Origin of the sequence: Pseudomonas sp. HN11 (assembly GCF_021390155.1) — a bacterium.
GTDB lineage: Bacteria > Pseudomonadota > Gammaproteobacteria > Pseudomonadales > Pseudomonadaceae > Aquipseudomonas.
On record NZ_CP089985.1, the window covers coordinates 3,563,562 to 3,590,469 of the forward strand.

Annotated in this window: 30 protein-coding genes and 1 pseudogene; 20 read left to right on the forward strand and 11 right to left on the reverse strand. The window is 60.3% G+C overall.

Features of this window, described 5'->3' with window-relative positions:
• Positions 1-6: 6 nt before the first annotated feature.
• Positions 7-1,227: a cation:dicarboxylate symporter family transporter gene (locus tag LVW35_RS15925; RefSeq protein ID WP_233891038.1), complete on the reverse strand. Its 1,221-nt coding sequence runs from the start codon at positions 1,225-1,227 to the stop codon at positions 7-9.
• A gap of 118 nt (positions 1,228-1,345) precedes the next feature.
• On the opposite strand from LVW35_RS15925, the gene LVW35_RS15930 reads away from it, so the two are divergent.
• Positions 1,346-2,305, forward strand: a complete 960-nt coding sequence (locus tag LVW35_RS15930) for a LysR substrate-binding domain-containing protein (RefSeq protein WP_233891039.1) — start codon at positions 1,346-1,348, stop codon at positions 2,303-2,305.
• 93 nt (positions 2,306-2,398) lie between these two features.
• Here LVW35_RS15930 and LVW35_RS15940 read toward each other — a convergent pair.
• A pseudogene (locus LVW35_RS15940) lies at positions 2,399-2,742 on the reverse strand (hypothetical protein).
• Positions 2,743-2,917: 175 nt separating this feature from the next.
• Here LVW35_RS15940 and LVW35_RS15945 point away from each other — a divergent pair.
• Positions 2,918-3,253, forward strand: coding sequence for a hypothetical protein (locus tag LVW35_RS15945; RefSeq protein ID WP_233891040.1), 336 nt, complete (start codon positions 2,918-2,920; stop codon positions 3,251-3,253).
• Here LVW35_RS15945 and LVW35_RS15950 read toward each other — a convergent pair.
• A complete protein-coding gene (locus tag LVW35_RS15950) occupies positions 3,243-4,856 on the reverse strand; it encodes an ATP-binding response regulator (protein ID WP_233891041.1) in 1,614 nt (537 codons plus the stop codon). The genes LVW35_RS15945 and LVW35_RS15950 overlap by 11 nt on opposite strands.
• Positions 4,857-4,972: 116 nt before the next feature.
• On the opposite strand from LVW35_RS15950, the gene LVW35_RS15955 reads away from it, so the two are divergent.
• The 7 genes from LVW35_RS15955 (at position 4,973) to LVW35_RS15985 (ending at position 10,376) form a co-directional block, all read left to right on the forward strand.
• Positions 4,973-5,575, forward strand: a complete 603-nt coding sequence (locus tag LVW35_RS15955; protein WP_233891042.1) for a LuxR C-terminal-related transcriptional regulator — start codon at positions 4,973-4,975, stop codon at positions 5,573-5,575.
• 126 nt (positions 5,576-5,701) lie between these two features.
• On the forward strand, positions 5,702-7,033 hold the full coding sequence (locus LVW35_RS15960) for a flavin-containing monooxygenase (RefSeq protein ID WP_442799561.1): 1,332 nt from the start codon (positions 5,702-5,704) through the stop codon (positions 7,031-7,033).
• Between the two features lie 25 nt (positions 7,034-7,058).
• Positions 7,059-7,469 (forward strand): RidA family protein, encoded by a 411-nt coding sequence (locus LVW35_RS15965; RefSeq protein WP_233891044.1) that lies wholly within the window; start codon positions 7,059-7,061, stop codon positions 7,467-7,469.
• 10 nt (positions 7,470-7,479) lie between these two features.
• Positions 7,480-8,157, forward strand: coding sequence for a DUF1028 domain-containing protein (locus LVW35_RS15970; RefSeq protein WP_233891045.1), 678 nt, complete (start codon positions 7,480-7,482; stop codon positions 8,155-8,157).
• Complete coding sequence (gene argE / locus LVW35_RS15975; protein WP_233891046.1) at positions 8,154-9,299, forward strand: acetylornithine deacetylase; 1,146 nt, start codon at positions 8,154-8,156, stop codon at positions 9,297-9,299. The genes LVW35_RS15970 and argE overlap by 4 nt, the downstream gene beginning before the upstream one ends.
• A gap of 198 nt (positions 9,300-9,497) precedes the next feature.
• Entirely contained in the window at positions 9,498-9,881 is a 384-nt protein-coding gene (locus LVW35_RS15980; RefSeq protein WP_233891047.1) for a hypothetical protein, read from the forward strand.
• 111 nt (positions 9,882-9,992) lie between these two features.
• The gene (locus LVW35_RS15985) at positions 9,993-10,376 is read left to right on the forward strand and encodes a hypothetical protein (protein ID WP_233891048.1); all 384 of its coding nucleotides are present in this window, start codon (positions 9,993-9,995) and stop codon (positions 10,374-10,376) included.
• Positions 10,377-10,689: 313 nt separating this feature from the next.
• Here LVW35_RS15985 and LVW35_RS15990 read toward each other — a convergent pair whose 3' ends face one another.
• On the reverse strand, positions 10,690-11,601 hold the full coding sequence (locus LVW35_RS15990) for a LysR substrate-binding domain-containing protein (RefSeq protein ID WP_233891049.1): 912 nt from the start codon (positions 11,599-11,601) through the stop codon (positions 10,690-10,692).
• Positions 11,602-11,851: 250 nt separating this feature from the next.
• Between LVW35_RS15990 and LVW35_RS15995 the strand changes: the two genes are divergently transcribed.
• From LVW35_RS15995 to LVW35_RS16015, 5 genes are all read left to right on the forward strand, one after another.
• On the forward strand, positions 11,852-13,267 hold the full coding sequence (locus LVW35_RS15995) for a purine-cytosine permease family protein (RefSeq protein ID WP_233891050.1): 1,416 nt from the start codon (positions 11,852-11,854) through the stop codon (positions 13,265-13,267).
• A gap of 182 nt (positions 13,268-13,449) precedes the next feature.
• Positions 13,450-13,833: a hypothetical protein gene (locus LVW35_RS16000; RefSeq protein ID WP_233891051.1), complete on the forward strand. Its 384-nt coding sequence runs from the start codon at positions 13,450-13,452 to the stop codon at positions 13,831-13,833.
• Positions 13,834-13,906: 73 nt separating this feature from the next.
• Positions 13,907-14,398 carry a GNAT family N-acetyltransferase gene (locus LVW35_RS16005; RefSeq protein ID WP_233891052.1) on the forward strand — a complete coding sequence of 164 codons (492 nt, stop codon included), beginning with the start codon at positions 13,907-13,909 and terminating at the stop codon, positions 14,396-14,398.
• 320 nt (positions 14,399-14,718) lie between these two features.
• Positions 14,719-14,967 (forward strand): hypothetical protein, encoded by a 249-nt coding sequence (locus LVW35_RS16010; RefSeq protein WP_233891053.1) that lies wholly within the window; start codon positions 14,719-14,721, stop codon positions 14,965-14,967.
• Between the two features lie 30 nt (positions 14,968-14,997).
• Positions 14,998-15,423, forward strand: coding sequence for a GNAT family N-acetyltransferase (locus LVW35_RS16015; protein ID WP_233891054.1), 426 nt, complete (start codon positions 14,998-15,000; stop codon positions 15,421-15,423).
• Between the two features lie 4 nt (positions 15,424-15,427).
• On the opposite strand, the gene LVW35_RS16020 is transcribed toward LVW35_RS16015, so the two are convergent.
• The gene (locus tag LVW35_RS16020) at positions 15,428-16,627 is read right to left on the reverse strand and encodes a TPM domain-containing protein (RefSeq protein WP_233891055.1); all 1,200 of its coding nucleotides are present in this window, start codon (positions 16,625-16,627) and stop codon (positions 15,428-15,430) included.
• A 128-nt stretch (positions 16,628-16,755) separates the two neighbouring features.
• On the opposite strand from LVW35_RS16020, the gene LVW35_RS16025 reads away from it, so the two are divergent.
• Together LVW35_RS16025 and LVW35_RS16030 are read left to right on the forward strand one after the other, a co-directional pair.
• Entirely contained in the window at positions 16,756-17,571 is an 816-nt protein-coding gene (locus LVW35_RS16025) for an alpha/beta fold hydrolase (protein WP_233891056.1), read from the forward strand.
• Positions 17,561-18,703 carry a PAS domain-containing sensor histidine kinase gene (locus LVW35_RS16030; RefSeq protein WP_233891057.1) on the forward strand — a complete coding sequence of 381 codons (1,143 nt, stop codon included), beginning with the start codon at positions 17,561-17,563 and terminating at the stop codon, positions 18,701-18,703. The genes LVW35_RS16025 and LVW35_RS16030 overlap by 11 nt, the downstream gene beginning before the upstream one ends.
• On the opposite strand, the gene dapF is transcribed toward LVW35_RS16030, so the two are convergent.
• Entirely contained in the window at positions 18,691-19,494 is an 804-nt protein-coding gene (gene dapF, locus LVW35_RS16035; RefSeq protein WP_233891058.1) for a diaminopimelate epimerase, read from the reverse strand. The two genes, LVW35_RS16030 and dapF, sit on opposite strands and share 13 nt — an antisense overlap.
• 73 nt (positions 19,495-19,567) lie before the next feature.
• Between dapF and LVW35_RS16040 the strand changes: the two genes are divergently transcribed.
• On the forward strand, positions 19,568-20,194 hold the full coding sequence (locus tag LVW35_RS16040) for an AAA family ATPase (protein WP_442799562.1): 627 nt from the start codon (positions 19,568-19,570) through the stop codon (positions 20,192-20,194).
• Here the strand turns inward: LVW35_RS16040 and LVW35_RS16045 are convergent.
• Entirely contained in the window at positions 20,109-21,704 is a 1,596-nt protein-coding gene (locus tag LVW35_RS16045) for a L,D-transpeptidase family protein (protein WP_233891059.1), read from the reverse strand. The two genes, LVW35_RS16040 and LVW35_RS16045, sit on opposite strands and share 86 nt — an antisense overlap.
• Positions 21,705-21,742: 38 nt before the next feature.
• On the opposite strand from LVW35_RS16045, the gene LVW35_RS16050 reads away from it, so the two are divergent.
• Both LVW35_RS16050 and LVW35_RS16055 read left to right on the forward strand, forming a co-directional pair.
• A complete protein-coding gene (locus LVW35_RS16050) occupies positions 21,743-22,456 on the forward strand; it encodes a murein L,D-transpeptidase catalytic domain family protein (RefSeq protein ID WP_233891060.1) in 714 nt (237 codons plus the stop codon).
• A 28-nt stretch (positions 22,457-22,484) separates the two neighbouring features.
• Entirely contained in the window at positions 22,485-23,231 is a 747-nt protein-coding gene (locus LVW35_RS16055; RefSeq protein ID WP_233891061.1) for a creatininase family protein, read from the forward strand.
• A gap of 64 nt (positions 23,232-23,295) precedes the next feature.
• On the opposite strand, the gene LVW35_RS16060 is transcribed toward LVW35_RS16055, so the two are convergent.
• Together LVW35_RS16060 and LVW35_RS16065 are read right to left on the reverse strand one after the other, a co-directional pair.
• On the reverse strand, positions 23,296-23,637 hold the full coding sequence (locus tag LVW35_RS16060; protein WP_033896691.1) for a hypothetical protein: 342 nt from the start codon (positions 23,635-23,637) through the stop codon (positions 23,296-23,298).
• A gap of 34 nt (positions 23,638-23,671) precedes the next feature.
• Positions 23,672-24,316 carry an ATPase gene (locus tag LVW35_RS16065; RefSeq protein WP_233891062.1) on the reverse strand — a complete coding sequence of 215 codons (645 nt, stop codon included), beginning with the start codon at positions 24,314-24,316 and terminating at the stop codon, positions 23,672-23,674.
• Between the two features lie 131 nt (positions 24,317-24,447).
• Between LVW35_RS16065 and LVW35_RS16070 the strand changes: the two genes are divergently transcribed.
• The gene (locus LVW35_RS16070) at positions 24,448-24,711 is read left to right on the forward strand and encodes a hypothetical protein (protein ID WP_233891063.1); all 264 of its coding nucleotides are present in this window, start codon (positions 24,448-24,450) and stop codon (positions 24,709-24,711) included.
• On the opposite strand, the gene LVW35_RS16075 is transcribed toward LVW35_RS16070, so the two are convergent.
• Both LVW35_RS16075 and LVW35_RS16080 read right to left on the reverse strand, forming a co-directional pair.
• Positions 24,688-25,521, reverse strand: a complete 834-nt coding sequence (locus tag LVW35_RS16075) for an amidohydrolase family protein (RefSeq protein WP_233891064.1) — start codon at positions 25,519-25,521, stop codon at positions 24,688-24,690. The two genes, LVW35_RS16070 and LVW35_RS16075, sit on opposite strands and share 24 nt — an antisense overlap.
• Before the next feature lie 29 nt (positions 25,522-25,550).
• Complete coding sequence (locus LVW35_RS16080; RefSeq protein WP_233891065.1) at positions 25,551-26,831, reverse strand: MFS transporter; 1,281 nt, start codon at positions 26,829-26,831, stop codon at positions 25,551-25,553.
• Positions 26,832-26,908 lie beyond the last annotated feature (77 nt).

The window sequence follows — 26,908 nt, forward strand, 5'->3', positions numbered from 1 at the left end:
CGGCGCCTATAGAGAGTGATGGGTCAGTTGGGTGTGCAGCGCTTCTCGATCAATCGATCGCTGCCACCCACAAATCGCCAGGCACGCCACGCAGTTGCCCAGCACATTGGTCAGCGAGCGGCACTTCATCAGACGTTCAACGCCCAGCAGCAACCCCACCCCTTCCAGCGGCACCAGTTGCAGGATGTTCAAGGTGGCGATCAAAGTGAACAGCGCCGAGCCCGCCACGCTGGTGGCGCCCAGCGATGTCACCAGGCAGATCACCAGCACTGCGAGCAACGTCGACAAGGCAATCTCGACCCCGGCCATATGGGCCAGGAACATGATCGCGGTGGTGAGGTACAGGTTGGTGCCGGCCAGGTTGAAGGTGTAGCCGGTAGTCAGCACCAGGCGCACTAATTGACGGTCGCAGCCCAGCGCTTCAAGTTTATTCACGCAGCCTGCAAGTGCGGCGACAGAAGAGCCGGTAAATGTCACCAGCAAGAACTCTTCTTTTAAATACACAATCAATCGGGATAACTTCACGCCCACCAAACGGGTAATCGTGGCAAACACTAACAGCACAAAAAGTGCACTCACCAGATAAATAACCACGACAAACTTCAACAGGGGCAATACTGAACTCACACCGTATTTACCCACCACGAATGCCATCGCCCCAAACGCTGCCAACGGGGCAAACGTGAGAATAATGCGCAGCAGGTAGAACAGCCCTTGCACCCCCGTCTCCAGTGGGCCCAAGCAACGATTGCCGAGCGCACTGCCCCGCCCCAGCAGCAACCCGCAGACTACTGCGGCGAACATCACTTGCAAGACCAGGCTCTGGGTAAACACACGGTACAACGTCGAGGAGGCAGACAGCAGCGACAGCTCATGCAGGAAGCTTTCCGACGGCACCGGCGGCGTCGGCAGCGCGTTGTGCTCCAGGTTGAACACCCAGCCGGTGGCCATGCCCAGCATCAGCGCGGCGCAGGACATCAACTGGAAATACACAATGATCCGCCGTACGACATGGCGGTGATGGGGTTCGCGCTTGATACCGGCGACACCGGTAGACACCAGCACAAACAACAGGAAGGGCATCAACCAACCGACCATCTTGATAAAAGCGTCGCTGAGCACTTTCATATCAATCGCCAGGTCCGGATAAACCAAGCCCAACGCCATGCCAAGTGCGATGGCAATCAGAATAGGCAGGGTTCCATTCTTGGCATATCGGGTCGGCATCAGTACTCCAGCGTGTTTTTATTTATTGTTATTGTCGCCTCTTGCCGCTTTGGGCATATTGGGCGCCACGGTCACTGCCGGCCGCAGATAATAAAGTCTTGTCACGGGATATACCACCATGGAACTTCGCCATTTACGCTATTTCATCATGGTGGCTGAAGAGCGACATTTCACCCGTGCCGCCGCGCGCCTGAACATGCAGCAACCGCCCCTCAGCCAACAGATCCGCGCCCTCGAAACCGAGTTGGGGTTCGACCTGTTCAAGCGTCACCCCAAGGGTGTCGATCTCACCGCCGGCGGCCTGGTGTTTCTCGACGAAGCACGGATCATCCTGGCGCGTGTCGAACAGGGTTCGCTCAAAGCCTCCCGCGCCGCCCAGGGTATAGAAGGCACACTGGTGATCGGCTTCACCAGCTCCGCCGCCGCCCACCCGTTGATCCCGCGGATCATCCGCGCCTACCGTGAGCGCTACCCCGGTGTGGAACTGTCGATCAACGAAGGCAGTGCCCGCGAAGTGACCGAAGACAGCGTCGAAAAACGCATCGACATCGGCATTCTCCGCGCCCCGGTCAGCACCCACCAGAGCCTGACGTTCCATCGACTGCTCAATGAAGAAATGCTGCTGACCCTGCCCATCGGCCACCCGCTGCTGAACACCTCCGGCAGCGCCATTGCTCTCACGGCCCTCAAGGATGAGCGCTTCATCCTGGTACGCCGCCCTGGCGCACCGGGCATGTACGCCAACCTGATCAAGGCCTGCCAGAACGCCGGTTTCGAACCGAAAATCGCCTTTGAGGTGGAACGCATGCTCACCAACGTCAGCCTGGTGGCGGCCGGTGAAGGCATTTCGGTGGTGCCGGCGTCGATGCGTGATGTGCACCGCGAAAGCGTGGTGTATTGCCGGATCAAGGACGCACAGCCCAAGCTGCTGGCGCCGATCACACTGGTGCGGCGCACGTTCAATCCCTCGGCGCCGTTGCAGAATTTCATTGGGTTGGCGCGGGAGTTGGGTGGGGTGTATCGCAAAGGATCAGGCCACTTGCCGGTGGCTGCGTCATCAGGTGAAAACGCTCGCTGAGCAGCTCGACCGTGGCACGAAGGCTGTCGGTCTGGCGTGAGTTTGGCGAAAGTCTCACCCCACCGGACGTTCAGGGAGACACTGTGCATCAAGTCATTGAGCGGTTGCACGCAGCTTTCGCCGGTCAATAATGAGCGGTTCAGGGATCAGGTGCTTTGTCATCGGGATACACGCCAACTCCAGACCCGACGGCGAGTGATAAACCGCTTGTTCATCCCCCACATACCCACACGCCCGATAAAAACTCGCCGCATTCAACGTCGCATCCAGCACCACGGTCTGCATCGCCAGTACCCGCGCAACTCGGCCTTGCCCCGTGTCCACAGCAGCATTTGCTCGCACGTATAGGCGCCAATGCATTGGCTGCGAATGGCCTGCAAGCGGACGTCGAACGCCACTTGGGTATCCTCTGGGGTCGCTCGTTTTATCTCCAGCATTTGACGCTCCTTCCATGAAATCATCGTGCCATTAGCACACTTGTGCTAATCGACCCCTCCCCCCTGCGGCGCTATATTCCCCGGCACTTCCAACGCTCTTCCGGCACCGTGCATCTCTTGCGCGTGGGCGTGTTGTGCGCTGGAAAAACCATAACAACCCCAAGGAAGAAGTACCATGAAACTGCAATCCTGCGTTACCCGCCTCACCCTGCTGGGCGCCCTGATTATTGGTGTGGCCGGCTGCAGCAACATCAAGCCTACCGAAGACCACCTCAAGACCTTGTCGGAAACCAACCTGGGCGAACCCGTTAAGCGTATCTCCAATGTACGCAGCGATTCGATGACCACCTACTACGTCGCCAGCGCAGCATCTGGCGAGTACAACTGCTCGGTGCCCAGCGGTGCCAGCGGAGGCATGTTTGCCGTGGCCAGCTTCGGCATGATGAAACCTGCCGCCTACTGCCAGCCCAAAGGCGCACGCGGCAACCCACTGCAGGGCTTCACCCAGTAACCGTCCCCTGGCTCAGGTCCCGCAGAACTCCGCGCAGTTCAGCGGGACGCACGGGTTTGGAGAGAATGGCGATCTGACGGTCGTGCAACGCGGCCTGGATTTTCTCCACATCGTGCCCGGTGAGGATCAGCGCCGGGACGGCCCAGCCGCGTTGTTTGCGCAGGGCATCGATGCATTCGATGCCAGTGGCGTGGTTACCCAGGTCGTAGTCGGCGACGATGATGTCGCAGTCGCTGACCAGGTCACGCCCCGAAGATTCGCCCTGAACCTCGCAGCCCCAACGCTCCAGCAGCGCCTGAGTGGCGAGCAGCACGTTGTGGTCATCTTCGACCAAGCACACCTTCAAACCGGTGAGCAACCCGGCCTGGCGCGTGTCATCGCGCGGTGCAGGTGCACGCGGCGCGGTGGCCAGGGTGAGGCCATACAGGCTCACGGAAGTGCCGTGGCCCACCCGTGAGCGCAGGCTCACTTGCACACCCATCAACTGCCCCAGGCGCTTGACGATGGACAGCCCGAGGCCCACGCCTTCGACGTCTTTGTCACGCAGGTGGCGTACCCGATAAAACTCCTCGAAGACCTTTGACAGATGCTCCTCGGCAATCCCCCGCCCCCGGTCATGAATCTCCACCGCCAAGCCGCCGCCGCGAATGCGCACGCCGATCAGCACCGGACGCTGCGCGCCGTACTTGAAGCAATTGGACAGCACGTTCTGAACCATGGTCGCCAGCAGCGCCGGGTCGACCAGCACCCAGTGCGCGCACGGGCGCAGGCGCAGCTCAACGCCCGCCCAACGCGCGGCCTCGGCGTTCTGGCGCACCAGATCGACGAGGAACTCGCCCAAATGCACCGCTTGGTACTTGGGCATCAGGCGGCCATTGTCGAGGGTGTAGAGGTCCAGAATCGAGCGGAACAGCTGCGATACGTTAAGCAGGGAACGGTCGATATTGTCCACCAGGCGACGTTCTTCATCGCCCAGCCGGGCTTCGCGCAGGCAGGCAGTGAACAGGCCGATAGAGTGGATGGGCTGGCGCAGATCGTGGCTGGCCTGGGCGAGAAAACGGGATTTTTCCAGGTTGGCGGCGATGGCTTGCTCGGACGCCTTGCGCGTGCGCTCCAGCAGAATGTGCGCATATACCGGGATCACCGTGCTGGTGATCATCAGCATCAGCACCATGAAGGGTTGCGCCTGCCACACGGGTGTCAGCCGATACACAACCAACAATGCCAGCAACGCCAACGCCGTGGCAATTGCCAGGTAACGCGAGCCGTAGCGCATGCCATTGCCCAGGTTGACCCACACCATCACCGCATACAGCGGCAACGCCGCCTCGCCACCGACCACCATGCCGAACGAGGTGCCGGTGTAGTCATGGATCATCCCGAAGATCCGCCGCGCCGGGTAATGCCCCGGCCAACGTACAATCACCTGGCGCAATACGATGGAGGCCAGCAGGAACAGAAAGATATACAGGATCACCGGCAGGTAGGTGTCCACCGACTGTCCGGGCAGGAAGCCCAGTGCGCCGATGTAGACAATCGCGATGCTGGCCACCACGATGCGCAGGTTGGCCTGGTCGAGTTCGGAGTTGGTCTCAAGACTCATGGGGTTACATCCTTGTGCGGCAGTCATCAATTCCTTCACACACCGCAGGCAGGCCCTGGGCGCGGTGGTAAGGTAGCATGCAACTGCACACCCTTGCCCCAGGAAGGAGCACCCACATGACCGGCCGTATCATCATCGCCGACGACCACCCGATGTTTCGCGAAGCCATGCTGCGCACGGTGCAGCGCTTGCTGCCGGATGCCGTGGTGCAGGAAACCGGGGACCTTGAGGGAGTGCACGCGCTGATCCGCGCAGGCGGCGAGGTTGATACCCTGATCCTCGATCTGCGCTTTCCCGGCCTGACCTGCATGAGCCAACTGGTCGAACTGCGCCAGCAACTGCGGCGCACCACGTTGATCGTCGTGTCGATGGTGGATGACCCGGCATTGATCGACCAAGTAATGGCCCTGGGCGCAGACGGCTTCATCGGCAAGAACATCGCCCCCGACGAGATCGGTCAGGCCCTGCTGGCCATCCGCGAAGGCGAGGTGCTGGTCAAATTCGCCCCTTCCGGCCTGCTGCCGCTGGGCACTCACACCCTCACCGCCCGCCAGCAGGACGTGCTGCGTCTGATCGCCCAGGGCAAGACCAACAAGGAAATCGCCAAGGCCCTGGATATCTCACCGTTTACGGTGCGCATCCATGTGTCGTCGCTGTTGCGCACACTGGATGTGCCGTCGCGGGCAGCGGCGGCAGTGAAGTATTCCGGGGAGTTCTAGTGGTGAGCGGGCTTGCCGCACAGGCAGCTCGCCAGTCTCTTGGTCATCTCTGCATCCGATATTTATGCTCACTTCCCAGCTTAATAATATTTTATTTATAACCCCCCTCCCCCTAGCCTTGAAGTCATGCCAACGCTGAATCCAACTGCATTACGCAAGGACAGAGACATGACTGAAGCAATAACAAAAACAGACACGCTGGTGGTAGGCGCCGGTCAAGCTGGCGTGGCCATGAGCGAACATTTGAGCAAGCAAGGCGTGCCCCACCTGGTGTTGGAGCGCAGCCGCATTGCCGAGCGCTGGCGCACCGGCCGTTGGGATTCACTGGTGGCCAACGGGCCGGCCTGGCATGACCGCTTTCCAGGGCTGGAATTCGACACCGTCGCCCCGGATGGTTTTGCGCCAAAAGAGTGCGTGGCGGATTACTTTGAAGCCTATGCCCGCAAGTTCAACGCGCCGATCCGAACCGGCGTGGATGTGCTGTCCGTGGTACGCAATGTCGGGCGCCCTGGCTTCACCGTGCACACCAGCGAAGGGGTCATCGAAGCCAACCGTGTGGTCGCCGCCACCGGACCGTTCCAGAAACCCGTGATCCCGGCCATCGCGCCGAAAGACACTGCGCTGCATCAGATCCATTCAGCTGACTATCGCAACCCCGCGCAACTGCCGGCCGGCGCCGTACTGGTAGTGGGCGCGGGTTCCTCCGGCGTGCAGATCGCCGATGAATTGCAGCGCTCCGGGCGCCAGGTATACCTCTCGGTCGGTGCCCACGACCGCCCGCCCCGCGCCTACCGTAACCGTGACTTCTGCTGGTGGCTGGGCGTGCTGGGCGAGTGGGACCAGGCCGCCATGAAACCTGGGCGGGAGCATGTGACCATTGCGGTCAGCGGCGCACACGGCGGCAAGACCATCGACTTCCGTGAGCTGGCCCAGCAAGGCATGACCCTGGTCGGCCTGACCCAAGCCTTCAACGGTGGCGTCGCGAGCTTCCAACCGAACCTGGTGGAAAACCTGGCACGCGGCGATGAAAACTACCTGGCCCTGCTGGATGCCGCCGATGCCTATATCGAGCGTAACGGCCTGGACCTGCCGCTGGAGCCCGAAGCCCGCCGCGTATTCCCCGATGCGGACTGCATCAAGCACCCGATCCTGGAACTGGACCTGGCCAAGGCCGGGGTCACCTCGATCATCTGGGCCACCGGGTTCGCCGTGGACTACAGCTGGTTGAAAGTCGCGGCCTTCGACGAAGCCGGCAAGCCCCAGCACCAGCGCGGCGTGTCCAGCGAAGCCGGGGTCTACTTCCTCGGCTTGCCGTGGCAATCGCGCCGGGGCTCGTCGTTTATCTGGGGAGTTTGGCACGACGCAAAATACGTGGCCGACCACATCGCCATCCAGCGTCAATACCTTGAATACCGCGAAGCCGTGCCAGTGGTTCGCCCATCCCCTGTCAGCGCCTGACCCCTTTTATTGCCGGAGTTTTTTGATGCCTACTCACACTCGCATCCGCATGTTCAACACCAAGCAAACCTATCCCAACCAGAGCCTGGACAACGACCTGTGCCAGGCCGTGCGCGCCGGCAATACCGTGTATGTGCGCGGCCAGGTCGGTACGGATTTCGAGGGTAACCTGATCGGCCTGGGCGATCCGCGCGCCCAGGCCGAGCAAGCCATGAAAAACGTCAAGCAACTGCTGGAAGAAGCCGGCAGCGACCTGTCGCACATCGTCAAGACCACCACTTACCTGATCGACCCGCGCTACCGCGAACCGGTGTACCAGGAAGTCGGCAAGTGGCTCAAGGGCGTGTTCCCGATTTCCACCGGGCTGGTGGTGTCGGCCCTGGGCCAGCCGCAGTGGTTGATGGAAATCGATGTGATCGCCGTTATTCCCGAGTAAGGAGCCGAACATGACCTTTTCAATCGTCGGCCGTTGCGCCGATACCGGCCAGCTGGGCATTGCCATCAGCTCATCGAGCATTGCCGTGGGCGCCCGGTGCCCGTGGCTGCGGCCCGGCGTGGGTGCGGTGTCGACCCAGAACATCACATTACCGGCGCTGGGCCCGGACGTACTGGACCTGCTGGAGCAAGGCCTCGCACCCGCCGACGCGATCGACAAGGCGCTGACGCGCAACGGCTACAGCCAGTACCGGCAACTGACGGCGATTGATCACCTGGGCCGCAGCGTGCATTTCAGCGGCAGCGAAACCCTCGGCACCCACAATGCCGTGTCGGGCGAACAGTGCGTGGCAGCGGGCAATATGCTCGCCGACCGTGCGGTGATCGAGGCGATGGTCACGGCTTTTGAGCACGGCGAAGGCCAATTGGCGGACCGGCTGCTGGCGGCGATGCACGGCGCCATCGCTGCTGGCGGCGAAGCCGGCCCGGTGCATTCCGCCGCACTGGTGGTGGTGGGCGAACTGACCTGGCCGATTATCAACCTGCGCGTGGATTGGGCCGATGAACAGCCGATCCTTGAACTGCAAAAACTCTGGGACGCCTATCGCCCACAGGTACAGGACTACATTGACCGCGCCCTCGCCCCGGACCGCTCGCCTGGCTACGGCGTGGCCGGAGACGACCGATGAGCACCAGCCGTGAACTGCTGCAGACGCTGGTGGGGTTTGATACCACCAGTCGCGAGTCCAACCTGCAATTGATCGAGTTTGTGCGCGATTACCTGGCGGGTTTCGGCGTGGCCAGCGAGTTGGTCTACAACGAAGAGCGCAGCAAGGCCAACCTGTTTGCCAGCGTGGGTCCGGTTGAGCTGCCGGGGATTGTGCTGTCGGGGCATACCGACGTGGTGCCGGTGGACGGCCAGCCCTGGACCGTGCCGCCGTTCGAGCTGACCGAGCGCGACGGCAAGCTGTTCGGCCGGGGCACCGCTGACATGAAGGGCTACATTGCCTGCGTGTTGGCACTGGTGCCGGCGTTGGTCGCGGCGCCGTTGCGTATGCCGGTGCACATCGCCTTGTCCTATGACGAGGAAGTCGGTTGCCTGGGCGTGCGTTCGTTGCTCAAGGTGCTTGAAGAGCGGCCAGTGAAACCGATGCTGTGCATCATCGGCGAACCCACCGAACTCAAGCCCGTGCTCGGCCACAAGGGCAAGCTGGCGATGCGTTGCGACGTGCACGGCGAGGCGTGTCATTCGGCCTATGCCCCCTATGGAGTGAATGCGATTGAGCATGCTGCCGAGCTGATCGGTGAGCTGGGTCGGATAGGCCAGCGCCTGCGGGAGACCCAGGATGCGCGGTTTGATCCGCCGTTCAGCACGGTGCAAACCGGCGTGATCAGCGGCGGCAAAGCACTGAATATCGTACCGGCGGATTGTCGGTTTGATTTTGAGGTGCGAGCGTTGCCGTCGCAGGACCCGGCCGAAGTGGCTGACGAGTTGAAGGCCTACGCCGAACAGCAGGTGTTGCCGCGCATGCAGGTGGTGAATGCGCAGAGTGCGATTCGCTTTACCGAGTTGTCGGCCTACCCTGGGCTGGTCACCGATGAACGCAGTCAGGCGGCGCAGTTGATTGCGGCGTTTTCCGGTTCGCGGGAGTTCGGCACGGTGGCATTTGGTACGGAAGGCGGGTTGTTTGATGCAGTGGGCATTCCCACGGTGGTGTGCGGGCCTGGGAGCATGGACCAGGGGCATAAGCCGGATGAGTTTGTCAGTGTTGAGCAACTTGAGAGCTGCAACGTCATGCTGCAACGGATGCTGAACGCACTTCGCAATTGAATCGAGCGCACATACGCCAGACTAACCAATGATGATGTAGCCGTCTGGCGTTTCAAATATAAAAAACTTGCTGATCACCATCAAATAAATATTCCGACATAATTGTGAATTAATCTCCCGGAACCCACAAAACTTGTACACCACTCATGAAGGCGACCAATTGAGCCGCACATCCTAATTGATCATCAGGTATTTAACATGAGTAGCATTTCAACTTCATCGCCTACTTCGTGGGTTGACACAGAGAGCCAGGTGCGTGCCGTTCGCTCAAGCGCGCCGCACCCCCAATCCACCTTCCACCAATTCACTGTAAAGCAGGAAGACCGAGCTGATGCATTGGATTTTTTCGAAGATGCCGCCAGGTGGAACCGCGTCAAAGTTGAACAAGAATTCGATCAAAGCACGGTGGGTGACTATGGCGGCGGAGAAGGGACCTACAACACTATTAAATTCAATTTCCTTCCGGACCGGGCCGATGGCACCTTCAGCCCCGACTATTTGAAAAAAACAGAAAGTGCAAAGCGAATGTTCGAAGGTAGGATGAGAAGTGCGGGAATCCAAAACTACGCACCGGCCCAATAATACTTCAGCGCAATTGAAGCATTCACTGAATAATCATTCAGTGCTGCACATGCTTGCCCTGTCAAACGTATATAAATTTTCACCCTACCCACTTCACGCTCAGGTATATCTATGACCAACATTCATTCCTCTTTTTCTACCTTCGCACTTCAAGCGACACCTGAAGCATTGCGCTTGGCCTCCCCCACCGAGACACCGAACAAAGAATCCGCCCGTATTACTGTTAGAGAAGAAGCCTATCCCAGGGTCATCGACCTGCTCTCTGAAGCCGCCAGGCGCAACGATGTCCAAGTGACAATTGGGCAACCGGAATCCAGCGATCTGGATTACGGAGATGGGCCAATGAACTCAATGACCTTCAGCTACAACTTCCATCCAGACAAGACCGATGGCACCTATAGTCAAGAATACCTATCGCGAGTAAACAAGACGACACAGACATTTGATGACTGGCTACGGATAGAAGGCATCAGGAATTACGGCCCAGAAGATTAATGATTGCCCGGCTCGGGCCGCCATCGGTCAGACACGTTTGCCGGCCCTCGCCGTCGCGCAGGTGACTCGTTCCCCCAGGGCGCACTGCGTCCTGGGGAGAGTCAAGGTGGGATGCTGGCAACATTGCTGTCGTACGTCCGAGCTGAAGTATCCCTCTTCTGAACAAGAGTAAACACTTGAAACTATTCTTTATCCGATGGTCAGGAACCGAGCCTGGCGCAAAAAATAAACCGTGCAGCCCAGCAAATTGAAGATCAACTGCAGCACCGACGCAATGTTAATGTCGGCCCCGCCGAATGAGACAATGTGTGTGTCAGCCTAGTAAACGGGCGAGTTCTTCTCGGCAGTGGTCAACGAACAACTGCACCGGCTTGGTCAGCGGTGCGCGGCGCAGCCATACCGCCGACAAGCCGGAACCCGTGACAGTTTCGGCCAATGGCACGCACACCACCTTTTGCCCATCGTAGGTGTATTCGGTGAACGGCTTGGTCACCAGAATCGAAAACCCGAACCCCCGCCCCACCATCCCCCGCACCATCTCGATCGACGGCGAGCTGAACACGATATTCGGCGTCAACCCACGCTCTTCAAAGATGCTTACGAAGTAAGTGCGGCTCGGCAGTACGTCCAGCAGAATCATCGGTTCCAGCACCAGATCTGCCAGCGACACCTTGGCCTGTTGCGCAAAACGATGATCGGCCGGCAACAGCGCATAAGGCTGCTGCGGCGGCATCAACGGCGTGGTCTCGATGGTGGCGCCCAGGTCGTGCTCGAACAGCATCGCCACGTCGATGCTGCCTGCCGTCAGCGCCTGCACCAATTCTTGTTGCTCACCATCGCGGATGCGGATTTCCACCCCCGGCCAACGCGCCTTGAAGCCAGCGATCAGCCGCGGCAGGTATAACGGCGCCACGGTTTCAAAGCAGCCGATATCGATCTGCCCCGCCACCACGTCATTGTCCGCCAGGGCGTTCTGCTCGAACTCATGCGCCACCCGCAGCAGCTCCAACGCCTTGCGATAGAAGCGTGCGCCGCTGGGCGTCAGCGACACGCCCTGGGCGTGATGACGGATAAACAGTTGCACGCCAAAACTGTCTTCCAACTGCTTGATCGCCGTGGAGACCGACGGTTGCGCGATATACAGCTTGCGCGAGGCCTCGGCCACGCTGCCGCACTCGGCCGTGGTGACGAAATATCTGAGTTGGCGCAGGTTATAGGCAGCCATCGGGGCCTCCATCAATGCGGGAATCCGCCCCATACCGGTGCGAAAAAAAGCCGCTTTTTTTAACAATTGAAGCCCATGCAACATACCGGAGCAAAAAAGCGGGCGAGCTATATTTTTTAAGGTCTATAGCAACAAACTTACTAATTTACCTCCCCGCGCCCATTGCAGATCATCACTCCAACAACAAAGCGCCGCCCACGCGTCGCACAGCGAAGTACGTCAACGTACTCACCTTGCCTTGGAGCTCGTCATGGTTACCACTGCAACATCCTCCGCCCCGCTTATCGAAAAACACACGATTGGATACGTGCCCCCGGAAGATCGCCATGGAAAGGTAAGAGACCTGTTCACCCTGTGGTTCGGCGGCAACATCGCGCCGCTGCCGATCGTCACGGGTGCGTTGGGTGTGCAACTGTTCCACCTCAACCTCATCTGGGGCATCGTCGCCATCCTCGTCGGCCACCTGGTCGGCGGCGTGCTGATGGCGCTGCACTCGGCCCAGGGTCCGCAAATGGGCATCCCGCAAATGATCCAGAGCCGCGCCCAGTTCGGCTCCCTCGGTGCCTTGCTGGTGGTGGTGATCGCCGGCGTCATGTACATCGGTTTCTTCGCCTCCAACATCGTACTCGCGGGTAAATCCCTGCATGGCGTGGTCGACGCGGTTCCAGTCCCGGTGGGCATCGTGATCGGTGCCATCGGCTCCGGGATCATCGGCATCATCGGCTACCGTTTCATCCACGTGCTCAACCGCATCGGTACCTGGGTGCTGGGCGCGGGGATCGTGCTCGGGTTTGGCTATATCTTCACCCACGTGCAGACCACAGACTTTCTGACACGCGGCAGCTTCAACATCTCAGGCTGGCTGGCGACCGTGTCCCTGGCAGCCCTGTGGCAAATCGCGTTTGCCCCCTACGTGTCAGATTACTCACGCTACCTGCCGGCCGACGTGCCGGTCGCGTCCACCTTCTGGACTACCTACCTCGGCTCAGCCCTGGGTTCAAGCCTGTCGTTCATCTTCGGCGCCGTCGCCGTATTGGCGACTCCGGTGGGCATGGACACCATGGATGCGGTCAAGCTCGCTACCGGCGCTATCGGCCCGTTGATGCTGGTGCTGTTCTTGCTCAGCGTGATCAGCCATAACGCGCTCAATCTGTATGGCGCCGTGCTGTCGATCATCACCTTGGTGCAGACCTTCGCGTATCGCTGGATTCCGACTGCGAAAAGCCGTGCGGTGATTTCAGTCATCGTTTTGGCGGCCTGTTCGATTGCAGCCGTGTTCGCCTCGAAAGACTTCATCGGCCACTTCGTCGACATGGTGCTGGTGCTGCTGGTGGTACTGGTGCCGTGGACGGCAATCAACCTGATCGACTTTTATGCGATCCATAAAGGCAAGTACGACATCGCTTCGATCTTTCGCGTGGATGGCGGGATCTATGGGCGGTATAACCCGCAGGCACTGTTGGCGTATGGGGTGGGGATTGTGGTGCAGATCCCGTTCATGAACACACCGCTGTATGTGGGGCCGATTTCGGAACACATCAACGGGGCGGATCTGTCCTGGGTGGTGGGGTTGCTGGTGACTTCGCCGTTGTATTTCTGGTTAGCGAGTCGGGACAGTGCGTATAAGCGCCGGATGGAGGGGGGCAAGTTGGTGGGTGGGGTCTGATAAGCGCTCTTGGTTATGCCCTGACTCAGTGCGCTTTATAGTTCGCCCCGTCGCCGACATTGGCTGGCGACAGGGCGTCGCGCCCTAAACGATCCCCCCGTTTGGAACCAGACTGACGCGAGTCGCCACAAAGCCTGGCGAATTTTCAATCGCTCTATCCATTCCATTAGCGAGGCCCCAACATGTCGACTATTCAACCTCAGTTCCTGCCGGCATCATCGGCTGTCTCTCAGTCACGGGTTGGCGAACTTCAAAACATTGTCAACACCGCGCCTCCCGCCAGGGAAAAAATCGAGGTGGTGGTCAAGGCCAGTGATGTCGATAAAACCATGAACATTGCCTTCAGGATCGCCGAAACGACGGGCATGGCATTTCCGAATGCGGAAGTTGGCGGCCCGCAACCTGCGAATTTCGAGACGCCGGGGAACGGCTATCCGATCAAGTTTGACTTCCGCCCGGACGGGCCTGACGGCACCTACACCACCGAATTCCAACAAAAGATCAACCGTTTCAAGGAACAGTTCGCGCAGACGCTTCGTCATGAAGGCGTAGAAAACGCACATTGATACGCCGTCCTGTGGCTATGCGGTTGCCTGATACCTAAGATGTCACCTTTCAGTCAACACCCCAGGAAACCCTATGCCCGCCCTCACCTTCCGCAACGCCCTCCCCACCGACGCCGCCCGTTGCTTTGAGATCGAGACCAGCGCCTACGAAGGCGACGAAGCCGCCACACTGGAAAAGATCGCCACGCGTATTGCGCAATACCCGCAAGGCTTTCTGATCCTGGAAGCGGCTGGCGAGGTGGTGGGTTTCATCAATTGCGGTTGTGCCCACCAAGTGGTGATGTCGGATGAGGCGTTCAAGGAGTTGGTGGGCCACTCGGCCGACGCGCCGAATGTGGTGATCATGTCGGTGGTGGTCGACCCGGCGCACCAGGGCAAGGGTTACTCAAAAGCGTTGATGACTGAATTTGTGCAACGCATGCGCGGCATGGGCAAGCAGACGATTCATCTGATGTGCAAGGAACAGCATGTGCCGCTGTATGAACGCATGGGTTACCAATATGTGCAGCCGTCGCCGTCGGATCACGGTGGCATGGCGTGGCATGAAATGGTGAGGGTGTTTTAGGCCTCAGGGTTAAGGCGGCATTTATGTGTGCGGACGTAAACCAGTCACGGGCAGTAAAAGACGCCAATGTATTTCAGTATGCAAACACCTGATCTACGTGCACCACCTCTGACATTTCACTTGCATCGACAAGCAAAAAAACGGGAGATATCGTACAGCCACAACAGCCATTGCATGAGTGCACCCGGTGGCGGTTTCACCCCGTTACATCCACCGCAAACCGCCTGATTGAAAGGCCTTTCCACGCTCTGTAGCCTCTGACGCAACCCGCCAGACAGGTCCTGACGGGTTAGTTCTTTCACTATCAGAGAGGTATTGCCATGTCTTCAATCAACGGCTTCAATCCTTACCCCGCTGCGTATCAAGCGCTTGCAACGCACATCGACAACGACCAGCCACGCCACAACCCCCTGGATGACACCGCCGGGGACGACGCCGAAGTATTCGATCCCAATACCCAAAGCTGGCAACCCACCCAGGCGGCGGGAAAAGGCCAACATACTTCGCTCGGAGATCCTTACCGCGAAGCAATAGATTTTGAGATCAGGGCCGATAACATGGGAGGATAACGGCGCGCATAAGCCAGACGAGAACCCGTGATGACAGCCCTACACATTGAAGTCAGCGACCAACTCCATCCCGACGCCGAGCGTGTCCTGGGGGATGGTTTGGCAGCATTCAATGAAGCCATCACGGGCTATAACGACCGGCGCTTGCTGGCGGTGCTGATCAAGAATCCTGACACCCGGCAAATCCTTGGCGGTATCACCGGCAAAACCACGCTGGGCACGGCGTTTCTCGATCTGTTCCACCTGCCCGACACGCTGCGCGGCTCGGGTCTGGGCAGTCAGCTGCTGCATGCCTTTGAAAAAGAGGCCCGGCGCCGGGGCTGTCGCAATGCTGTGCTGTACACCCTCAGCTTTCAAGCGCCGGGGTTTTACGAGAAGCATGGCTGGGTACGTTTTGGCGAGATACCGTGTGAGCCTGAGGGCAGCAGCCGGGTGTTTCTATCTAAGCCGCTGTGATGTTTTACCAGCTCCCGGACGCCCCGCCGCCGCCACTGGAACCACCGCCGCCGGAGGAACTGCTGCTGGAACTGGAGCGGCTGGAGCTCGAACTCGATCCACTGCCCGAAGACCCCGACCCGCCGCTGGTCTTGCCAAAGATGAACAGCGCCGCAAACGAGGCAATCGGGAACGCGTACAGCCAGCCGTTACGGCCGAGTTCCATCAGCACTCCCGCCGCCACATACACCCCCACCGCTGCCAGCAGCCGTGCGATAAAGCCAACGCGGCTTTGCTTCCACGCATCTTTCATGATCACCAGCAGCACCAGGTACAACCCCAGTGTCAGCAACGCCCCCAGCGGAAACACCAGCCAGTGGATGAAGTTGACATCGGCATACCGTTGATCAACCACCACCAAGCCCAGGATGTAAGCCAGCAGCCCGACCACGCAGTAAAACACCGAGCGCGCCATCCACAATGCGCCGAAGGTAGCGCCGCCGATCAGCATCGTCAGCGGCATGACCAGCAGGAACACCAGCCAGTCACGGCCGCCGCCGAAGATAGCCAACAGTACGGTGATCGACACCGTGGCAATCAGCGCGCGGCGCCAATGCAATTTGCCGGCACTGATCAGCACACCGCCGATGGCGCCGATGACAAACGCCAGCAGTATCGCAATGAACTGAGGGTTGATCCCCGGCCCGGCGATTTTGGGCAAATCACCGCCGTCCACCAGCACCACCAGGTCGTTCACGCCCTGGGAAACACCGCCGATAAAATCCCCCTGACGAAATGCCGGGGTGATGTGTTCTTCGATGATACGGTGCGCCAGCAAATCCGTGACCGTGCCTTCCAGGCCGTAGCCCACTTCGATACGCACTTTGCGGTCTTCCTTGGCCACCACCAGCAGGATGCCGTCGTTGACGTCCTTGCGTCCCAACTTCCAGGCGCGGAACAGTTGGTTGGCGTAATCCTCGATGCTCACGCCGCCGGTGGAGGGCACCAGCAAGACGGCCACTTGTGCGCCTTTGCGCTGTTCGAGGTCTGCGAGCTGGTTTTTCAGACGGGTGGCGGTGGCGGCGTCCAGGGTATTGGTGAGGTCAATCACACGCTGATCGAGGGCCACGCCGATGGGCGAAGTGTCCGCCTGTACAGCGCCCCATAGACCAAGGAATACCAGCGCTACCAGACTCAAGACGGATTGCCGCAAAATCGCCATCATGCTTGGTTACCTGAAGTTTCATCCTGAAGAAGGCGACTTTACCTTATCGGCGCTATAACGCGTGACCCCGCGCCGTTGACTATCTAAACTGCCTTCACGCATAGCAAAACGCCATAACCGGGAAGCCCATGGACCTACGTCAGCGCAACAATGTCAGTGTGATGGGCAAGGGGTCTTCGACCCTGGTGTTTTCCCATGGATTCGGCTGCAACCAGGCCATGTGGAACTACTTGGCACCGCACTTCCTGGAACGCTTTCGCGTGGTGATGTACGACTTGGTGGGTGCCGGCCTTTCTGACTTGACCGCCTTCGACAAGACCAAATACAGCACACTGGACGGCTATGCCCGGGATCTCAATGAAATCATCGACACCTATGCCATCGGCTCCGTGATTCTGGTGGGGCACTCGGTGAGCGCAATGATCGGCGCCCTCGCCGACCGCCTGGCACCGGGCCGCATCGCGGCGCATGTGATGATCGGTCCCTCGCCGCGCTACATTGACGATGATGGCTACGTCGGTGGTTTCAAACGCGCCGATATCGACGACTTGCTCGACACCCTCGACAGCAATTTCCTTGGCTGGTCCAGCGCCATGGCCCCGGTCATCATGGGCGCGCCCGGTCAACCAGCGCTAAGTGAGGCATTGACCGAGAGTTTCTGCCGCACTGAACCCGAAATCGCCAAGCAGTTCGCGCGAGTGACGTTCATGTCGGACAACCGCCAGGACGTGATCGGCCTGACCACCCCGGTGCTGATCCTGCAATCGAGTGATGACTTGATTGCCCCGGTCGCCGTGGGTGACTACCTGCACAGCGTATTGCCCAACAGCACCTATTGCCTGGTGGACAACGTCGGCCACTGCCCGCACATGAGCGCGCCGCAGGCCTGCGCGGCGGCCATGGACAGTTTCCTGGCACCTTGGGCGGTTGCTCGTGCCAGCTGACCTGTTCGACAGCGCCGCCTGCGCCTTGGCCGTCACCTCGGAAGACGGCACGATCCTGCAAGCCAACGTCCGTTTCAGCGACTGGCTGGGGTTCAGCACCACCGAGCTGTGCGGCAGGCGCTTCCAGGACTTGCTGACCATGGGCGGACGGATCTTCCACCAGACCCACCTGGCGCCGATGCTGCGCATGCATGGCAGCGTCACCGAAGTGAAGCTCGACATGGTGCACCACGATGGCCGCAAGGTCACCGTGCTGCTCAACGGCCTCAAGCGGGAACACGGCGACGGCGCGGTATACGATTTGGCGCTGTTCGGCACCACCGACCGCGATAAGTACGAACGCGAGTTGCTTAACGCTCGCAACCTGGCTGAAGCGCTGTTGCAGGAAAAGACTGCCACCGAAGTCGCCTTGCAGCAGGCCCAGGCCAAATTGCGCGAGGCCTATGCCATCTCCCAGCGCCGCGCGTTATTCGCTGAGCAAATGGTGGCAATTGTCAGCCATGACTTGAAGAACCCGCTCACGGCGATTCGCATGGCGTCGGACTTTCTCCACCGAGGCGACCGCACCGCCAAGGAACGCCAACTCCTGGGGCATATCGGCCAGTCGTCCGAGCGTGCCCAACGCATGATCGCCGACCTGCTGGACTTTACCCAGGCGCGCGTCGGCCAGGGCATCACCATCAAGGCAGCGCCGCTGGATCTGCATGAGGTGATTCATCACGCCGTGGATGAACTGCGCGTGGCGTTTCCCAAGGCGACGCTGAAGCACCACGCCGAGGGCAATGGCGACGCCAGCCTGGACGCGGATCGCGTACAGCAGATCATCGGCAACCTGGTGGCCAACAGCGTGGCCTATGGCGACCCGCAACAGCCGATCACAGTGACGTCACGGTTGGGTGGCGATGCCAGTGAAGTGTCAGTGCACAACTATGGCGATACGATTCCCGAAACACTATTGGCCGGATTATTCGAGCCCATGACCCGCGGCACCGACCAGGGCAGTGACGTGCGCAGTGTGGGCTTGGGCCTCTATATCGTGCGCGAGCTGGCCAGGGTGCATGGCGGGGATGTGGCGGTAAGCTCCTGCGCCACTGGGGGCACCACCTTTACCGTTAAATTTCAGTCTACATAGGCGCTGCCCTGCAGCACCGGCTCCACACTGCCCGTCAGTACCACGCCGCCCTCGCCCGCCCAATGCACCGTCACCGTGCCGCCGTCACATTGCACCTGCACCGTGGCGTCCAGCAACCCACGCCGAATTCCATTGACCACCGCACCACAACAGCACGAACCGGAGCCCAACGGCACGCCACCGCCGCGCTCCCAGATGCGCAGGCGGATATGGCCACGGTCGAGTACCTGCGCGAAATGCACATTGGTCTTGGCCGGGAACAACGGGTGATTTTCCAGCGCCGGGCCGACGGCCGCCACGTCGACAGCCGTGATGTCTTCCACGAAAAACGTGCAATGCGGGTTGCCCATGCTGCACGCCGCCGGGTCGCCATCGATAGGCAAGCGATAGGTATCCATGGCCTCGGCCAGCGGCACCGCCGACCAGTGCAGCGACGGCTCGCCCATATTCACCGAGACTTGCCGCCCCGCTGCCCGCACACACGTCAGCAAGCCCCGGTCAGTACGCAGCACCACCGAATCCGTGCCCGCCTCATGCATCAAGCGATCAGCCACACCTCGGGTAGCACTGCCGCAGGCGGCCAGTGGCGTGCCGTTGGGGTTCCAGAATGTGACGCGCGCAACGGCGTCTTCGCAATCGAGCACCACGGCCAGTTGGTTGAAACCAATACCGGTGTGGCGGTTGCCGAGTTGGCGGGCGACTTTCGCGGTGATCGGATCGTCCAGGCCACGGCGGTCGATGATGATGAAATCGTCGCCATGGGCGTGCATTTTCACGAACGGCAAGCGCATGGGCTGTCCTGTGGTCGACCAGTGGGGAACTGAAGGATACCCTGAACCGGCCCAACCTTATCGAGAGCCACCTATGCTAATTGTCTTCAGCGGACTGCCCGGCACGGGCAAGACCACCATTGCCCAGGCACTGGCGCGCCAGATCGGCGCGGTGTACCTGCGCATTGATGTGATTGAACAGGCGATCCGTGATGCAGGCGTGTTGGCGGGCGATGTGGGCGCCAGCGGTTATGGGGTGGCGAGCGCCTTGGCGTTGAGCAACCTGCGAGTGGGGCAGACGGTGGTGGCTGACTGCGTGAACCCGGTCAAGGAAAGCCGGGAAGCGTGGAAAGCATCCGCTGCAATGGCAGGTGTTGAGTTGCTGGATATTCGGGTGGTTTGCGCTGACCGGCAAGAACATCAACGTCGGGTGGAAAGCCGAATGGGGGATATTCCCGGCTTGGTTCCACCTACTTGGGAGTCGGTGCTGGCGCATGAGTACGAAGACTGGGATGAAGTGCCATGGACGGTTGACACCGCCTTAACGACGCCTGCTCAGGCAATCGCGATGATTTTGAAGAGACTTACCTCTATGGCAAATCCTGGCTCCGTGTTGAGCGGGCTTGCCTCGCTCACTACAGCACAGCCCCCATCGCCTTCATCAACACCAGGTCCCGCCCATAGATATCCGGGGCATACACCAAGCCGCCCTCGCGATTGACCTCCACCGTCCAGTAACTCAACAGCACCGGCACCGGCGTAGCCAGCCTGAACTCATGGGTCACGCCGGTGGCCAGCAATTCATCGGTACGGGTGCGTTCGGCCGGGCTCACCAGCAAATCCCGCAAAAGCAATGGCTGCTCGACCCGCACACAGCCCGAACTGAATGCCCGCGGCCCTTTGGTGAACAGCGGTTGGCTCGGTGTGTCGTGCAGATACACCGAATACGGATTGGGGAAACGCATCACGATCTTGCCCAACGGGTTGCGCGGACCGGCTTGCTGGCGCAGCAGGATATTGCCGGGGCGTGCCCAGTCCACCTGTTCGGCCGTCAGCGGGTGGCCTTCGGCATCGAGCACTTGCAGGTTCTGCTGGCGCAGGTATTCCGGGTTGAGGCGGATGGCCGGCAGTTTGTCCTCACGCATGATGGTGGGCGGGATGGTCCAGGTGGGGTTGAGAGTCAAGCGGGTGATGCGCGATTTGAGCAGCGGCGTCTGACGTTCGGCGCGGCCGACTTGCAGGCGGGTTTGCCATACCGGGATGCCGCTCTGGTACACGCTAAGTTGTGCGGCGGCGACGTTGACCAGCACGCCTTCGGGCTCCAGGTCCTGGGCCAGCCAGCGGAAGCGTTCGAGGTTGATGCGCAACTGTTCGCGACGGATCGCCGGGCTGATATTCAGTTCGGCCACGGTACCGGCGCCGATCACGCCGTCGGCCTGCAAGGAATGGCTGAGCTGGAACGCCTTGACCGCCTTGACCAGTTCGTCGCGGTATTGCTTGCCGCTGGGCGCCTTGACCAAGTAGCCACCACTGATCAGGCGCTGCGCCAATTCCGGCACACGCGGATCTTCCATGCCGGGACGCAGCAGCGGCCCGTTGGCGACGGGGTCCCAATGGGGCAACGGTTGCTGGCGCACAGTGGAATAGGCGTTGCGCAGACTGCGATACAAATCGGCACTGGGCCGCGCCTGATCGAACGCCTGGGCCATGTCTTGCAAGCCCGTGGCGGCAAAGGCCAGCACGTCAAGGTTGGGGTCGCGAGTGGGTGGCTGGGAATGCCACAGCGGTTCGAAGCGCGATTGTTGCAGGCGCCCGTAATGAAGATCCTGCAGGGCTTGCAAATAATGCTGGCTGACGGCGATATCGCTGCACAGCACGTTGGCCGTGGCATCCGGCACAGGCAAGCTATAGTGGGTGGGGTCCAGGCCGTCATCGGCGAGCATCAGCAACTGAGATTGCAGGGCTTGTCGACGTTCATCGGTGGACCACAGCGGCACGTTGCCCTGTTGCTGATAGAAGGCTTGCAGGCGCAGTTGGGCGGCGGCGTCGAGTTGCGGCGCCAGGCTTGGGCAGACACTGGGCAGTTGCGCCAACGCCTGCTGCACGGGCGCCAGATCGACCGGCGCGGGCGTTGTCACCGGCAACGGCTCGACCGGTAGCGCGTCGGCTGTCGCGACCAATGGTGCAACGAGCAGGCAAATGCTCAAGTAACATGCGTGTTTTTTGAACAATTGACTTGGCTCCAATCCACACCGGGGACACTTTGTAGATGCTGACTTTCATGCGCCGCCTCGGCTTGATCGCCGTGACGTTGGCTACGCTGAGCAATTTTGCGCTCGCCGCCAATCAGACCTCTCCTAACTTGTATAGCAGCCTGGCGCGCTCGGCTCCAGAACTCAATCCCACTGTACTCAAAAGCGCCCTGAACGCGGTGCAGTGCGCGGTCAATAATGGCGAGGAACGTTCCGACCGCCTGGCGGTTATTGACTATTCCCAGCCTTCGACCGCCCGTCGGCTGTGGATCTTCGATTTGCGCAAGAAGACCCTGGTATTGCGCGACCTTGTCGCCCATGGCGCCAAGTCCGGGGAAAACTTCGCCACCCAGTTCTCCAATCTGGAAGGCAGCCACCAGTCCAGCCTTGGCCTGTTCCGCACCCAGGAAAGCTACTTGGGCACCCACGGTTACTCGCTGCGCATGGATGGCCTGGAGCCGGGCTTCAATGACCTGGCCCGCGACCGCGCCATCGTCATTCATGCCGCCGACTACGTGAGCCCCTTGTGGAGCAAGCGCGAAGGCCGTATCGGCCGCAGCCAGGGTTGCCCGGCGGTACGCCCGCAGGTGGCACGCCAGGTAGTGGACAAGCTCAAGGATGGGCAGTTCATGTTTTCGTGGTACCCCGACCAGCGCTGGCTGAAGTCGTCGACGTACCTCAATTGCAAACCCCAACAGGTGGCGAGTAGTCGTACAATCCGTGGCGGATAGCCTGTCCCCATAGATAAGAGAGCGTCGCATGCTTCTACACAAATCCACCTGGATCGAGATCGGGCAGTTTCTGGAACGCAACCGCACGGTCGTGATTCCCATCGGTTCCAACGAACAGCATGGCCCGACCGGCCTGCTGGGCACCGACTGGATGTGCCCGGAAATCATCGCCCATGAAGCGCAAAAGAACGCCGACATCCTGATCGGCCCCACCTTCAATATCGGCATGGCCCAGCATCACCTGGGTTTTCCCGGCACCATTTCCCTGCGCCCTTCCACCTTTATCGCCGCGATTGGCGATTGGGTGCGCTCGCTGGCCGGGCATGGTTTCGAGAAGATCCTGTTCCTCAACGGCCACGGCGGCAATATCGCCACCATTGAGGCGGCCTTTTCCGAGCTGTACGCCGAAGCCAGCTTCGCCCGCCGTCCGGCCGGGTTTGCCTTGAAACTGGTGAACTGGTGGGACCTGGAGGGTGTGAACGATTTGGCCCAACGCCAATTCCCGGTGGGCCATGGCAGCCATGCCACGCCGTCGGAGATTGCGGTGACGCAGTGGGCGTACCCGGACTCGGTCAAGACGGCCGATTATTCGCCGCGAATCGCCAACACCGGGCCAATCCGTGAAGCCCTGGACTTCCGCGCGCGCTTCCCGGATGGACGCATGGGATCAGACCCCGCGCTGGCGACGGTTGAGAAAGGTGGGGAGTTGGTGGCGTTGGCGGCGCAGGGGTTGGTCAAGACGGTCAATGCCTTCAGCAACGAAGCCAAGCCTTAAGCCGAATACAAATCAAAATGGGGGAGCAAGCCCGCTCCCACATTCGGTTATGCGTCGCCTGGAATTATTGGCATTCCTTGGCGGCAAGCTCAAGCCGCGACGGCGTAATCGTTGACGCCAGCGGCTTGCGCTCATACAGGAAAACCTTGCCACCGTCCTGGGACTTGTAGGCTTCCAGCACATCATCGGCGGCAATCTTGCTGGTCAGCACCACTTTGGCGTGGCGCGAGTTCTGCGTCACGGTGGAGGTGATCTTGTGTTTTTCCAGCTTGGGCAGCACGCACTGCACATAGGCTTCAGGCGTTTTGCTGGTCTGCAAGGTCAGGGTTGGAGCGTTTGGGGCGGAAACACAACCGGCCAGCAGCAGAGAAGCAAAGGCCAAGGCCGGGGCGAAAAAAGCGCGCATGAAAAATTCCTGACGATAAAAATAAAGGTTCACATCAACCCGCACGGACCAGTGCCTTGAGCGACGCATCGAACTGCTTCAAGGCATCCAGTTGCACATCGCGCTGCTGCTCGATCTGCGCGGCAATCTCCGGTGCAGCCTTGTCATGCACCCACACCGACGGCACCTGCTTGTGCACTGAACCCTCGGCCTTGGCGATGTATTGCAGGTTCGCGTCGTAGAACCGCGCAATGAAACGCGCCTCGACCTGATCGTTACGCTGGGTCAGCAGTTGGTTATGGGTATCGAGCATTACCACTACATCGGGGTGAGCCTGCACCAAGGCATCCAGGTTGTCGTAGACAGTCACCGACAAAAAGGTTCCTTGCAGCGAACTCATCAACCAATCGATGGCCAGTTCAGGGTCGGAGCTATTGACGAACGCCTGGCGGATACGCTCATCGAGGGCATCTTTGGCGCCATTCAAGGCCACGTCATGATAGCGTTCAAGGTAGCTGAGGTTGTCGCGAGTGTTGTCACTCAGCAACACACCCACCGACTGCGCGTGCTGCAGGGAGTCTACGCTACCGTTGATAGGTAGCAAATGGCTCGTACGCAGATCATCGGCGATCGCCGCGTTATTGATAGCAACCGTGCCAAGCATCAAAGCCATCAAAGCCAGCTGAATAAACGTCCTCATCGCGCATTTCCTTGAACAGCGTCTCGATGGGGTGATTTTCCGCTTTTCCCGCAAAAACAGAACTTGCGATCCTTGATGGTGACTATTATCTGAACCGATAGTGCTGACATAAAACTTATAAGGACCCCGCCATGAAGCCCTACCAGAAAACCTTCGACCGCATCCGCGAAGCCGTACTACCGGAGTTTCGCGAGCGGGTCGCCGATTACCTGGTCGACTATGAAAGCGTGCTGCAGGACAAGACAGCGGACGCCGATCAAATCAGCGCCAGCGCCCAACAATTACGTGGTTACCTGCGCGGCCTGAACACCATGCGGGTACTGGGCATGGCCGACTGGGAAGACCTGGACCGCCGTGTGGAGGAGGATTGGCTACGCGTGGTGGAAGCCGAATAGCTGGCGGGGCGTGTCGATCAGCAAAGCCTGCTCGACCGCTGCCGACCAACCCAGGGCTTGGCGTTGCTCAATCACTGCGGCATAGCCGATAGACGCTTCATGCTGGGTGTGCGGCCAGTCACTGCCCCACACCAACCGATGCAGGCCGACGCTCTGTTGCAGCAACGGCATGGCCTGGTGGGCAAATTCAAGGTTCTGCGCCGCGCTGCCAGCGAGACGATAGATACCCGAAACTTTCAACCACAGACGGCCGTCGAGCCCGAGCTCCAGCAACTCGATAAAGCCACGCTGCTCGACGCCCAGTCGCGCGTCGGGGCGCCCGAAATGATCGATCACCAACTTCATCCCGAACGGTAGCAGTTGCCGCACCAACTGCGGCAGATCGTCCAGCTCGCGGTGCAATTCCACATGCCAGCCCAGCTCGACGATGTGCTCGAAGAACGCCCTCCAGCCCGACTCGGCAAAATCCGGCAGCGCCCGGCCCACCAGGTTCAGCCGCACGCCCACGACACCTGAACGCGCCATGGCGTACAGAGCGTCGCGCGGGATATCGCGTTCAACCACCACCACGCCGCGCAACCGATCGGGTGCCTGCTGCAAGGCGGCCAGCAGGTAACGATTGTCGGTGCCCAGGAAGCTGGGCTGCACCAGCACGCCATGGCTCAAGCCATTGGCGCGCAGGTGGTCGAGATAATCCGCCAGCGTAGCGTCGTAGCCAGGGGTGTAGCGACGTTCGCCGGCCAGGGACAGTGTGCGGCTGAACACATGGGCGTGGGCGTCGATGCCGGTGATGGAGCAGTTATCAAGCATAGGGTTCGTCTTTCAAGAGTAAAAAAGGATCAAGCCTGGGCGCGCTGGCCGGTCACCACGTTGTCGACGGGCGCAGCTTCCAGCACGCGGCCACGGGTTTCGGGCAGACACAGCGCGGCGATCACCGCGACGCCGTAGGCAATCCCGGCATCTATGCCGATGGCCGAGCCGAGGGACATGGAGTCGCTCATATGCCCCACCAGGAACGGAAACACTGCGGACAAGACGCGCCCGAAGTTGTAGCAAAAGCCCACGCCCGCACCGCGCACATCCGCCGGATACAGCTCGTTGAACAACGCCCCGAGACTGGCCGGAATACCGGCCGCGAAAAAGCCCAGCGGGAAGCCGAGGAACAGCATCTGCGTGTTGGTCAACGGCAGGAACACATAAGCCTGCACAGTGATCACGCAGCACAGCGCGAACAGCACGATGTTCTTGCGCCGGCCGATGCGATCAATCAGCCAACCACTGGCGATGCAGCCGCACCAGAAGGCAAAGATGATCACCGCCAAGTAGCCGCCGGAGTTGAGTACCGACAGGTTGCGCTCGGTCTTGAGGAAGGTCGGCAGCCAGGTCATCACCGCGTGATAACCGCCATGAGCACCCAGGCCCAACAGACCGCCGAACAGCGTGACGCGAATCAGCTCAGGACGGAAGATGCCGGCCAGCGACGTGAAGAAGCTCTGTGGAATCGCCTGTTCTTTTTGCAGACGCTGGAAGCTGTCGGGCTCCTCGACATTGCGGCGCACCCAGATAATCAGGAACGACGGCAACAGGCCCACCACAAACATCACACGCCAGGCCATGTCCTGCGGCACAAACGAATAAATCAGCGCAAACACCCCGACCGCGACGCCCCAGCCCACGGCCCAGGCGCTTTGCACGGTGCCCATCACCTTGCCGCGGTACTTCGGGTTGATAGTCTCGGCCATCAACACCGCGCCCGCCGCCCATTCACCGCCGATGCCGAAGCCTTGCAGCGCCTTGACGATCAGCAGTTGGTGGAAGCCGGTGACGAACGCCGATAGAAACGTAAAGAACGAAAACCACAGGATCATCCACTGCAACGTGCGCACCCGGCCGTAGCGGTCGGACAAGGTGCCGCCGACCCAACCGCCGATGGCCGAGGTCACCAGCGTGACGCCGCTGATCAAACCTGCATCGCCTTTGCTCAAGGCGAAGGCGGCGATGAGTGCCGGGATCGCCAGGCCGAACATCTGCACTTCCAGTGCGTCGAGGGACCATCCGCCGAAGCAGGCCCAGAACGTTTTGCGCTCCCGAGGAGTGACTTGGCGATACCAGCTGAACATGATTGTTATCCTTATAGGTCAAACGCGAGGCAGCCGGGCGCGAACCGTGCCGCAGCCGGGCCAGTGTTAGGCAAATA